This window comes from Staphylococcus sp. GDY8P126P, assembly GCF_017891965.1.
Taxonomy (GTDB): domain Bacteria; phylum Bacillota; class Bacilli; order Staphylococcales; family Staphylococcaceae; genus Staphylococcus; species Staphylococcus saprophyticus.
Map to the genome: position 1 here is coordinate 306,803 of NZ_JAESKG010000001.1, position 12,534 is coordinate 319,336.

At 32.7% G+C, this 12,534-nt stretch carries 11 protein-coding genes, 1 riboswitch and 2 other annotated features (1 of these 14 running past the window's edge); all 11 genes read right to left on the reverse strand.

Going from position 1 to position 12,534, the window contains the following annotated elements; all coding sequences use genetic code 11:
* Positions 1-8: 8 nt before the first annotated feature.
* Positions 9-1,340 (reverse strand): glutamyl-tRNA reductase, encoded by a 1,332-nt coding sequence (hemA, locus tag KA893_RS01550; RefSeq protein ID WP_002483071.1) that lies wholly within the window; start codon positions 1,338-1,340, stop codon positions 9-11.
* Between the two features lie 172 nt (positions 1,341-1,512).
* Complete coding sequence (gene yihA / locus KA893_RS01555; RefSeq protein WP_002483070.1) at positions 1,513-2,100, reverse strand: ribosome biogenesis GTP-binding protein YihA/YsxC; 588 nt, start codon at positions 2,098-2,100, stop codon at positions 1,513-1,515.
* A gap of 171 nt (positions 2,101-2,271) precedes the next feature.
* On the reverse strand, positions 2,272-3,534 hold the full coding sequence (clpX, locus tag KA893_RS01560; protein WP_002483069.1) for an ATP-dependent Clp protease ATP-binding subunit ClpX: 1,263 nt from the start codon (positions 3,532-3,534) through the stop codon (positions 2,272-2,274).
* Positions 3,535-3,720: 186 nt separating this feature from the next.
* Positions 3,721-5,031 (reverse strand): trigger factor, encoded by a 1,311-nt coding sequence (gene tig, locus KA893_RS01565; protein WP_002483068.1) that lies wholly within the window; start codon positions 5,029-5,031, stop codon positions 3,721-3,723.
* Between the two features lie 169 nt (positions 5,032-5,200).
* Positions 5,201-6,127, reverse strand: a complete 927-nt coding sequence (locus tag KA893_RS01570; protein WP_002483067.1) for a hypothetical protein — start codon at positions 6,125-6,127, stop codon at positions 5,201-5,203.
* Positions 6,128-6,139: 12 nt separating this feature from the next.
* A complete protein-coding gene (locus KA893_RS01575) occupies positions 6,140-6,751 on the reverse strand; it encodes an NUDIX domain-containing protein (protein WP_002483066.1) in 612 nt (203 codons plus the stop codon).
* Positions 6,752-7,077: 326 nt separating this feature from the next.
* Positions 7,078-7,434 (reverse strand): 50S ribosomal protein L20, encoded by a 357-nt coding sequence (gene rplT, locus KA893_RS01580; protein WP_002483065.1) that lies wholly within the window; start codon positions 7,432-7,434, stop codon positions 7,078-7,080.
* Between the two features lie 51 nt (positions 7,435-7,485).
* Positions 7,486-7,686 carry a 50S ribosomal protein L35 gene (rpmI, locus tag KA893_RS01585; protein WP_002483064.1) on the reverse strand — a complete coding sequence of 67 codons (201 nt, stop codon included), beginning with the start codon at positions 7,684-7,686 and terminating at the stop codon, positions 7,486-7,488.
* A 28-nt stretch (positions 7,687-7,714) separates the two neighbouring features.
* The gene (infC, locus tag KA893_RS01590; protein ID WP_002483063.1) at positions 7,715-8,242 is read right to left on the reverse strand and encodes a translation initiation factor IF-3; all 528 of its coding nucleotides are present in this window, start codon (positions 8,240-8,242) and stop codon (positions 7,715-7,717) included.
* A 23-nt stretch (positions 8,243-8,265) separates the two neighbouring features.
* Positions 8,266-8,395, reverse strand: a sequence feature (ribosomal protein L20 leader region).
* A gap of 60 nt (positions 8,396-8,455) precedes the next feature.
* Complete coding sequence (locus tag KA893_RS01595) at positions 8,456-9,946, reverse strand: amino acid permease (RefSeq protein WP_002483062.1); 1,491 nt, start codon at positions 9,944-9,946, stop codon at positions 8,456-8,458.
* A 211-nt stretch (positions 9,947-10,157) separates the two neighbouring features.
* Positions 10,158-10,330: riboswitch (Lysine riboswitch) on the reverse strand.
* Between the two features lie 58 nt (positions 10,331-10,388).
* Positions 10,389-12,326, reverse strand: coding sequence for a threonine--tRNA ligase (gene thrS / locus KA893_RS01600; RefSeq protein ID WP_210125532.1), 1,938 nt, complete (start codon positions 12,324-12,326; stop codon positions 10,389-10,391).
* Positions 12,327-12,415: 89 nt separating this feature from the next.
* Positions 12,416-12,534 (reverse strand) — a binding site (T-box leader) (it continues 96 nt past the right edge of the window).

Genomic DNA, 12,534 nt, shown 5'->3' on the forward strand with positions numbered 1-12,534 from the left:
GCTAATGCTTATTCAAAACTTAAGATTTGACCTGTTTTCATATTGTTCTTTTGCTTTTTAGCTTCATATGCATTTTCAGCTTCAATATCAAATATGTTTTGAAATAGCTCTAATTTTTCGTTACTTTTCTTATCACTACTCAATTCTTTAGCTTGTTTTATAGGATCTTTCAACATTTGGTTTATAATGCTTTTTGTATGTTTTGAAATGATTTTGCGTTCTCTTTCAGATAATCCAGGTAATTTTCTGTCTATACTATCCATTGTATCCTCTTGAATTGACATGGCTTTTTCTCTAAGTGCGCGAATAACTGGCACAACGCCTAACATATTAACCCATTCATTATGTGCTTCAATTTCATTTGGAATGTTTTGTATAATTTGTTCTGCTGCTAGTTGTCGTTCTCTCAGATTAGCATCTACTAAACCTTTCAAATCATCAACATCATAGCTAAACATATCGTGGATTGTATCTATATTCGGTTCAATGTCCCTAGGAACCGCAATATCAATCATTACTAATGAATCGTGTTTACGTTCAGTGCTAATAGATTGCAACATTTCATTTGTCACAATATAATTTTCTGAACTTGTTGAACTTATTACTATATCTACGTCTGCTAAAAGTCTTGGTAATGATTCCATTGGTTCAAATTTAACATGATGTTTCATTGCTAAATCTTGAGCTTTACTCAATGTTCTATTTACAATTGTGATATCAGTTACACCTGAACCAATTAAATTTAAGAGTGATAATTCACTCATATCCCCTGCACCTATAATTAAAGCTTGCTTATTATTGACTTTGCCAAACACTTTTTTACTTAGTTCAACAGCCGCATACGAAACACTTACTGCATTATCAGCAATATCAGTCTCATTATGTGCTTTCTTCGCAAAAGTAATTGCTTGTTTAAATAGATGATTAAAGATAGTGCCTGTTGTATCTTCTTCTTGAGCTAAAAAGAATGCGTTTCTAATTTGCCCTAGAATTTGTGTCTCACCTAGTACAACAGAATCTAAACCTGAAGTGACTTGCAATAAATGTTTTACTGCTTCGTCCCCCACTTTTACTTCAGTCATATCTTTAATATCCTCAACATCTAATCCAAATGATCTCGCTAAAAATCTCTGTATATAATAGCGACCCGTATGAATTTGATCTGCAACAGCATATACTTCTGTTCGGTTACAAGTTGATAGTATAACGTTTTCTAAAATAGATTTCGTTTCATATAAATCAACATTGGCTGAACGCATGGCATCATCTTTGAAAGCAACTTTTTCTCTAAGTGCTACATCTGCAGTACGATGATTAATGCTTACCGCAATTAAATGCATTTATAACGCCCTCCATACATATTACAATAAGTTTATTATAACACAATTATGACATGCGTTAAGTAACTCGTCCTGTAAATTAGAAGAATTATAATCTGTAGTCATATTGTTGTCATAATTATACTTAATTTTCTATTATATGTAATGATAAAAAGCCTGTTCTTTATAATAATTACAAATACTTTTCTATAACATTCCAAATTTGTTGTTGTTTATTATTTTTCACAGATGAATAACTTATAATTTCATCTTCCGGTTCCATTTCTAATTTTTGTTGAATATTTGCTAAGTGTTTTTGTACTTTACCTTTTGTAATTTTGTCTTCTTTAGTTGCTACCACAAATGTAGGGATTTCATAATATTTTAAGTAGTTATACATTAAAATGTCATCCTCAGTTGGGTTATGTCTTAAATCTACAAGTTGAATTACTAATTTTAATTCTTCTCGTTGTGAAATATATTTTTCAATCATTTTGCCAAAAGCTTCACGTTGTTTTTTGCTCACTTTAGCGTATCCGTATCCTGGTACATCGACAAATACAAGTTGATTATCAATATTATAAAAATTAAGTGTTTGTGTTTTCCCAGGTTGTTGTGACGTACGTGCCATATTTTTTCTACCAATCATGCTATTAATAAACGTAGATTTACCTACATTAGATCTTCCACTTAAACCGACTTCACTTAGACCTGTTTCAGGATATTGTTCTGGTTTCACCGCACTTATCAATAATTCAATTTCGTTAGGATTAACTTTCATTTTCGCCCCTCCTTTCTGTTAAACTCTCTGTTTCATTATATTACACAAATTATTAAATGAATATGTATTCTCACTATAAAGTGGTTATTTTGAATAAAAATAGGAGTGGGTTAGCAATCTCAATTAACTTTGATTGCTTAGTCCCACTCCCAGTTTACTTCTTAAAATATATTAAGCAGATGTTTGTTCTTTATTCACAAGATTTCCATCTTTATCGTAAAGTTCAGGTTCTTTTTCATCATTAATCGTTTCTGCAGTAATTACTACTTTAACAACGCCATCAGAAGATGGTACATCGTACATAATATCAATTAATGCTTCTTCGATAATTGAGCGTAATCCACGCGCACCTGTTTTACGTTCTATTGCTTTATTACTAATTGCTGACAATGCTTCATCTGTAAATTCTAATGTGACATCATCAAGTTCAAGCATTTTAGTATATTGTTTAACTAACGCATTTTTCGGTTGCGTTAAGATGTTTTTTAATGCGTCTACATCTAATGTCTCAAGGTTCGCTACAATTGGCACACGTCCAATAAATTCTGGAATTAAACCATATGATTGTAAATCTTCTGGTCTAATTTGTTCAAGAATCGCATCTTCATCATACTTAGATGCTTCGCTACTAGAGAAACCAATTACTTTTTCACCTAATCTACGTTTGATTACTTCATCAATACCATCAAAGGCACCACCAAGTACAAATAAGATGTTAGTCGTATCAATTTGAATTAACTCTTGGTTTGGATGCTTACGTCCGCCTTGTGGTGGAACACTTGCTGTTGTGCCCTCTAAAATTTTAAGCAATGCTTGTTGGACACCTTCACCAGATACATCACGTGTAATTGACGTGTTTTCTGATTTTCTTGCAATTTTATCAATTTCATCGACATAAATAATACCTTTTTCAGCTTTATCTATATCAAAATCAGCAGCTTGGATTAAACGTAGTAATATATTTTCAACATCATCACCGACATAACCAGCTTCTGTTAAACTTGTAGCATCAGCAATTGCAAATGGTACATTTAATGTTTTAGCTAATGTTTGTGCTAGAAGTGTTTTACCACTACCAGTTGGACCGATTAAAGCAACATTACTTTTTTGTAATTCCACTTCGTCTTCGTTAGGTCCTAATTGTTGAACACGTTTATAATGATTATAAACAGCAACAGCTAATGATTTTTTAGCTTTTTCTTGTCCAATAACATAATCATTTAATTTGTCCATAATTTCTTTAGGTGTTGGTAATTCAGTTAGCCCTTCAGGCTCTGATTGAGCTAATTCTTCTTCAACTATTTCTGAACATAGCTCTATACACTCATTACAAATATACACGCCACTTCCTGCTACTAGTTTTTTAACTTGGTCTTGATCTTTACCACAGAAAGAGCATTTTAAATTTTCTTCACCTTCATTGAATTTGAACATTCTATTTACACCCCTATTCCCTAAAGACTATACTAGATAGTATTTTAATATGCAACTTGCACCTTTCACAAGTTATTTGCATAAAATAGTGTAGCAGACACATTATTTGAATGCATCTGCTACTAGTTTACTATATTAAACGACTAACATATAATTCCCAAAACAATTTGCTCTATTTATATTTAGTTACGCTTCTGAGTCATCTTTAGATGGTTCTACTAATTTAGCTTCATCAACTAATAAGTCGATAACTTTTTGAATACGTACATCATTTTTAACGATATCCGTATTACCTAGTGTTTGTTTAATATCTTCTACTGAAATATTAAATTGTTCACTCATTTTTTCTAATTCTTTATCGATATCATCATCTGAAACTTCAATATCTTCTGCATCAGCGATAGCAGTTAATGTTAAGTTTGTTTTAACACGTTCTTCTGCATCGTCTTTCATTTGTTCTCTTAATTGTGATTCATCTTGACCAGAAATTTGGAAATAAGTTTCTAAATTAAGACCTTGTTGTTGCATACGTTGTCCAAATTCTTGAACCATACGATCTAACTCAGTATTAATCATTGCATCTGGAACATCAATTGAAGCATTGTTTGCTGCTTTGTTAATTGCTTCTTCTTTTTGATTGTTTTCAGCATCTGTTTCTTTTTGTTCAGTTAGACGTTTACGTAAGTTTTCTTTATATTCATCAACAGTGTTTGCTTCTGAATCTAATTCGTTAGCAATTTCATCTGTTAATTCTGGAACATCTTTATATTTAATTTCATTAACTTTTGTTTTGAATGTAGCTTCTTTACCAGCTAATTCTTCAGCATGGTATTCTTCTGGGAATGTAACGTTAACATCTTTTTCTTCACCAGTTTTAACACCTACTAATTGTTCTTCGAATCCTGGAATAAATGAACCTGAACCAATTTCTAGATCGTAGCCTTCAGCTTGTCCACCTTCAAATTGTTCTCCATCAACATAGCCATCAAAGTCAATGTTAACTGTGTCGCCATTTTCAATAGCGCCATCTTCTTTAACAACCATTTCTGCTAAATGACCTAATTGATGATCAATTGATTCTTGTAATTCTTCATCAGTTAATTCAACATCTTGTTTTTCAACTTCTAAACCTTTGTAGTCACCTAATTGAACTTCTGGTTCTACAACAACATTAGCTTCAAATGTCATTTCTTTACCTTTTTCAATTGATGTTACATTGATTTCTGGTTGATCAACTGGTTTAATTCCAGTTTCGTCAATAGCTTCACCATAAGCTTCTGGTAATAAGATATCAACTGCATCTTGATATAAAGCTTCTACACCAAAGCGTTGTTCAAAAATTGGACGTGGAACTTTCCCTTTACGAAAGCCAGGTACATTGATTTGTTTAACTACTTTTTTGAAAGCTTGATCAATTGCTTTGTCTACTTTTTCTGCTGGAACTGTAACGCTTAATACACCTTCGTTACCTTCCTTTTTTTCCCAAGTTGCTGTCATGTATAAAAACCTCCATGATTATCCTATTTTATTTTTTCAACTTCACTATTATAGCATAGGACTATTCACTACACAAACCCTGTGCTTATAACATTTTATTTTCCTGTGAAATTGAAATTATTTGCTTTATTATAACACTATTTTTTACAATTACCCGAAATACAAATGATTAATTATTCAATTTATCTATTTCAGTAATAAATTGAATTGCCGCATTAGACTCATCTAAAGATTCTAAACCTATCATCGCTTTAAAGTAATTCGTATATGCCTCAACCCAAACATCTATATGAGCGATTCGCTCATTATCCAATGGATAAAATAAAATGGCATGATTATTCATTAAATGAAGCGCTTCTTCTATCAATTGCGCAGCATCTTCTTCAATGTGCTGAATCACATTTGGAATGATGTTAAGTTTAAATTCCGTATGCTCTAATCCTGGTAATTTGCTAGGTATAACAGACATGTCAAAATTGTATTTTATTATATCTATCTCTTGATCATATTCTGCAAAACGTAAATATTCAAGCATGATACTTAACACATTAGGTGCGAGAGTAACATGCTCAATAATATTCACAACCGTATTTTTATAGCTGAACTGACTATAATCAATTAATGTAAGTATCGTATTAATTTGATCACGAAGTGAAATTGACTCGAAATTTTGTAGCATTTTGGTAGCATGTTCATTATGACTATCTATTTGACTCATTGCATATTCTTTAATCGGGAACAATTCCATTCTAGTTCTATGGTCATTAACTTCATCTATAATTTGATTGATGACTTCTACTACTTCAAAATACTGTCCCAAGCCGTTTAAACTTTTCACATAATAAACCATTAAATCATCATACTTTGTCGTTCCTTGTTTAAGTAAAATAATGGCCTCTTCACGTAATTCTAGAAAATACTGCATATTATATAACATCGAACATTTTAATAAAGCCATTTGTTCATCTAATTCGAAGTGTTCTTCAAAGTCTTCAAACAATTGATACATTTGCTCTAAATCATTGCTATTAAACGATTGCTTAATTTCTCTAATCAGTTTTTCTTTTGATCGAGGAAAAGGAATGACATCGGACATCTTTATACACCCCTACTGTTTAGCTTGTAATATTAAAGCGCTCCATGATTCAAATTCATCATAGTTATCAATTTTACTTTGATCTACCCATTTTATTCTCAATGTGTCGGTTTCTTTTGATTCTACATCATTGCTATTTACATTGATTTTAAAGACAACACCTAGATGTACTTCGCCTACCTCATTCGTGTCATCATTGATGAAACCGATGTAAGCTAAATTCTGAGACTTACTATCCGATAAACCAACTTCTTCTTCTAATTCTCTTTGAGCGTTAACTCTCAACACTTCATTTATAGATTCAGCACCCTTAACATCATTCATATGACCACCAACACCGATTGACGACTGACCATGTAAACGTGCCTCTCCACCACCAGACAAACGTTCATAAACTAAAATTTCATCATGTTCATTTTCTAATATACAATATGAAATTAATTGTTTGTATGATGGGTCTTCTTCCATATCACCGCGTCGTTTTATCTCATATTTTGAAAGTGTGTCAAAAATATCTTGACCTTTTGTAGTATTTTTATCTAAGAAACCATTAAATTTATTTTTTTCATTATCAAATAAAATTGTTCTTGGAACTACTGTTATCATTTCATCAAATTTAGACATTAGTTTCTCCTTCATATATGACTTCTTCATTATTTTATCAAACCGTAGTTATTTATCAAAATGATTATTCAAAATCATATTGTAGATTATTAATATAACTTTAGAAATTACAAAAATTAATTTGCTATGTATTTTAATCTCATTCATTAAATTTAAGACAACAAGAGAAAAGTTGAATTTTCATTGTTTAACTTTTCTAGAATTAAATTGAAACGAATCGATAAACATAAATGATCTCCAATATAGAGATTGCATTTCAACCATCTTTTGTCCTATATGACAAAGAGTCTGAGACAATAATTCATGTCCCAGACTCTACTTGATTATTATTTTAAAGCATCTTTTGCTTTAGCTACTAATTCACCAAAAGCTTTTTCATCTGAAATTGCAATTTCAGAAAGCATTTTACGGTTGATATCAATTTCAGCTTTTTTCAAACCATTCATTAATCTTGAATAGCTCATGTCATGTTGACGAGCTGCTGCATTGATACGTGTAATCCATAATTTACGGAAATCACGTTTTCTTTGACGACGGTCACGGAATGCATATTGACCTGATTTCATAACTTGTTGTTTTGCTACTTTATACAATGTACGTTTTGAACCGAAGTAACCTTTAGCTAATTTAATCGTCTTTTTACGACGCGCTCTTGTTACTGTTCCACCTTTAACTCGTGGCATAATAAATTCCTCCTCTAAATATGTTCGATCTTATCTTTTTTATATCGTTAATTATTTTTTATAAGCTAATAATTGTTTTACACGTTTCATATCTGATTTGCTTACTAATGAAGCTTTACGTAATTTACGTTTTTGTTTAGTACTCTTGTTTGCAAATAAGTGAGATGTGAAAGCTCTAGAACGTTTTAATTTACCTGAACCAGTTCTTTTAACACGTTTAGCTGCTCCACGGTGTGTTTTCATTTTAGGCATGATTCATTTCCTCCTGTAATATCGATTATTATTTTTCGTTAATTGGACTTAACATGATGAACATTTGACGTCCATCCATTTTAGGTCTTTGTTCAACTGTAGCGATGTCTTTGCATTGTTCTGCAAATTTTTCTAATACACGTTGACCAATTTCTTTATGCGTAATTGCACGACCTCTGAAACGAATTGAAACTTTACATTTATCGCCTTTTTCTAAGAACTTACGTCCATTTTTCAATTTCGTTTGGAAATCGTGTTCCTCAATTGTTGGACTTAAACGAATTTCTTTAAGGTTGATTGTTTTTTGTTTCTTTTTCATTTCTTTTTCTTTTTTCTGTTGTTCAAATTTGTATTTACCGTAATCCATAATTCTAGCAACAGGTGGTTTAGCGTTTGGAGCCATAATGACTACATCTAAACCAACGCGTTCCGCCATTTCTAGAGCTTCATTTTTAGTTTTAACACCAATTTGTTCTCCGTCTTGACCGATTAAGCGTAATTCTTTTGCACGAATCTTTTCGTTAACTTGAGTTTGATCTTTTGCTATGGTTGACACCTCCAAGATTTTTACGAAATTATCCCAAGCAAAAAGAGCGAGTATATAATATACCCGCTCTTCTCTACACATGAAATTAACATGTATATATAAGACCTGCCAACTGCCTATAGCGTCGCAACAGGTGAGAAGCGGGAGCTTCTACTTGGTTCGTTTCGTATTCAACGTTACCTATCTTATCAATAATACATATACAAGTCAATAGCTTTTTTATTATTTATTAATTTCTTCCATATCAACATCTTGTCGTAAGTTCACTTTTTCTAATGGGACCATTTTCGTTTTATATCTCACTTTATGATAAATGAAGAACGCCAAGAATACTGGAATTCCCATATAAGTGATAACAAACCTGTTAAGGTCAAAGTCACCTGTTTTAATAAAATCTACATCTTGTCCAATAATGACTAACACACACAAGATACCAGCAAATATAGGTCCAAATGGGAATAATTTCGCTTTGTATTTCAATTTAGATTTATCATAATCTTGTTTATCAAATGCTTTTCTAAATCTATAATGACTCACAGCTATACCTACCCATGCAATGAAACCAGTCATACCACTCGCAGCTACGATATATTCATATGCATCACCACTCAAGTGTTGCAATATAAATATGCCTATAACTATAATTGCTGTAACGATTAAAGATACATAAGGAACACCGCTTTTATTTGTTTTACCAAATATAGGGTATGCCAGTTTATCTTTACTCATTGAATAAAGCATTCTAGTTGAAGCATACATACCTGAGTTACCTGCAGAAAGCACTGAAGTTAAAATGACTGCATTCATGAATGATGCAGCAAATGCTAAGCCTGCATTTTGGAATACTAATGTAAATGGTGAAGTAGAAATATCATCTCCGCCGCCCATTAACGCTGAACTATCGTAAGGTATTAGCATACCGATTACAAATATAGCAAGTATATAAAAGATTAATATTCTCCAAAATACTTGTTTAATTGCTTTTGGAACTGCGCGTTCTGGATTTTCAGATTCACCAGCAGTAATACCAATTAATTCTGTACCTTGGAATGAGAAACCTGCCACTAAGAACACACCTAAAATAGTAAGTAAACTACCTCCAAGACCGTCACCTAAAATAGGTCCACCGCCTTTAGTAAATGTATCAAAGCCTACAAATTCTCCTCCCATAATACCTAGAATCGTTAATAGACCAATTGCAATGAAAATAATCACAGTAACTACTTTAATTAACGCGAACCAATATTCACTTTCGCCATAAACTCTTACAGATAATGCATTAAGTCCAAAAATAATAATTAAAAAGAGACAACTCCAACTCCAAGCTGGAATACCAGATAACGGCGTCCAATATTGAATAACTTGCGCAGCTATTGTAACATCGGCAGCAACAGTAATGACCCAGTTAAACCAGTAGTTCCATCCCAACGCAAATCCTAATGAAGGATCTACAAAGCGTGTAGCATATGTACTAAACGATCCAGATACAGGTAAGTATGTCGCCATCTCTCCTAATGAAGTCATAAGGAAGAAGACCATTGCTCCAATGATTGCATATGCTAAAAGTGCACCAAGTGCACCAGCATCGTGAATCGCACCACCGGAAGTCATGAATAGTCCTGTTCCAATACAACCCCCAATAGCAATCATGGAAATATGACGATCTTTCAACCCTCTTTTAATCCCAGTGTTTTGATTTTCTTGATTTGCCATAGAAGCTCCCTTTCTTTAAATTTAGAGGCTAACTTTCTATATGATTAATCCAATACGTTTATAGTAAAACATTGTCATCTGTGTTCAGTACATCCATTACACATGACTTTATATTTTCGCTCTATCCCGTTAATGTATTTTCAATAATCATTCAACCAAAACAAAATGGTTGCATACCCATTAGATATGCAACCATTTTAATAATAGCATTTATATAGGTAGCACATCACATATGTGACAGTCCAGTTTCTTTCGATAACTGTCCCAACCTGTATTGTAAATGGTCAATACAGGTTTCGGCATTTTCACCTTTCATGCATTCAACATACGCCCCATCTGGCTTCTGAATCATTACTCTTTAAAAACGCAACCTCTAACTCAAATTTAATTTTTTATTACTCACTAAACTGTAATATACATGATTTTAACAATAGTTTCAAGACTATCTTTGTTTTTTCAATCTGATTTCATCAACTAAGTTCCAAATGAATTCATCTTTTTCAAGCGTTTCTTGATCTTGGGAACCATATTTTCTAACATTTACTTCTTTGTTTTCAACTTCTTTGTCACCAACGACTAGTTGATATGGGATTTTTTGCATTTGTGCTTCTCTAATTTTATAACCCATCTTTTCATTACGATCATCAATCTCTACACGTACACCTTGAGATTTTAGTTCATCTTGAATAAGTCTTGCATAATCATAATGTAAGTCAACATTAACTGGAATAATTTCTACTTGTTTTGGTGATAACCAAGTTGGAAAGACACCTTTAGTTTCTTCCGTTAAGAACGCTACGAAACGTTCCATAGTTGATACAACACCACGGTGAATAACTACTGGTCTATGCTGTTCGCCGTCATTACCTATATAAGTCAATTCAAATTTTTGTGGTAATAAGAAATCAAGTTGCGCTGTAGATAAAGTTTCTTCTTTACCCATCGCTGTTTGAACTTGTACATCTAGTTTAGGACCATAGAATGCCGCTTCACCGATGGCTTCTTCATAGTCTAATCCTAGTTCATCAACCGCTTCTTTTAACATGCTTTCAGCTTTAATCCACATATCATCGTCATCAAAGTATTTCTCTTTATCTTCTGGATCTCTATAACTTAAACGGAAGCTATAATTCTCAAAATTAAAGTCATTATAAACATCTATAATTAAATTAACTACGCGTTTAAACTCTTCTTTGATTTGATCTGGACGAACAAAAATATGCGCATCATTTAAAGTCATACCACGAACACGTTGCAATCCTGAAACCGCACCACTCGCTTCATAACGGTGCATTGTACCAAGTTCAGCAATTCTAATTGGTAGTTCACGATATGAATGAGGTTTATTAGCATAAATCATCATATGGTGTGGACAGTTCATCGGTCTTAATACCATTTCTTCATATTCATCTAATTTCATTGTCGGGAACATATCTTCTTGATAATGATCCCAGTGTCCAGATGTTTTATATAAATCAACGTTTGCCATTACTGGTGTATAAACGTGATCGTAACCCATACTCACTTCTTTATCTACGATATAACGTTCAATTTCACGACGGATTGTTGCACCATTAGGCAACCATAATGGTAAACCTGCGCCTACTAACGGATTATTAGAAAAGAGTTCTAACTCTTTACCAATTTTACGATGGTCACGTTCTTTTCTTTCTTCAAGCATTTGCAAATGGGCTTTTAAATCTTTTTTATCAAAGAAAGCTGTACCATAGATACGTTGCAACATTTTATTATTGCTATCGCCACGCCAATAAGCACCCGCAGTTGATAACAATTTGAATTCTTTAATTTTTGAAGTTGATGGTACATGGACCCCACGACATAAATCAGTAAATTCTCCTTGTGTATACAATGTCACATTTTCATCTTCTGGAATCGCATCAATTAATTCTTGTTTATACGGATCATCTGAGAAAAAAGCTTTTGCTTCATTACGTGACACAACTTTGCGCTCAATTGGATAATTTTCGTTCACAATTTGTTTCATTGTTTTTTCAATTTTTTCAAAATCATCCGATGAGATACTTTCTTCCATATCAAAGTCATAGTAGAAACCACCTTCAATAACAGGTCCAACACCAAAATGAACCTCACCATACAAACGTTTTAATGCTTGCGCCATTAAATGTGCTGTAGAATGACGTAAAACTTCCAACGCTTCATCTGAACCAGGTGTCACGATTTCAATATCTCCATCACTTTCAATAGGTCTAGTTAAATCAATTAATTGTCCATTCAACTTACCTGCCACAGCTTTTTTTCTTAATCCTGGGCTGATGGATTGTGCGATATCTTCAGTTGTTGTTCCTTTGTCAAATTCCTTTGTATTACCGTCTGGAAATTTAATTTTAATTTGATCCATGTCACATTCCTCCTATTTTTTTCAAGCTCTTAAACCTTTACGAATCACCCTATGTTACTACTCAAAAACACAAAAAGACCTCATCCCAAAAAAGGGACGAGGTCTTCGTGGTACCACCCTAAATTAAAGTTATTCAACAAAAATATTGCATAATAACTTCACTCTACATAAGATAACGGTCTTGAGCCGGATGTTTATTACAACATCA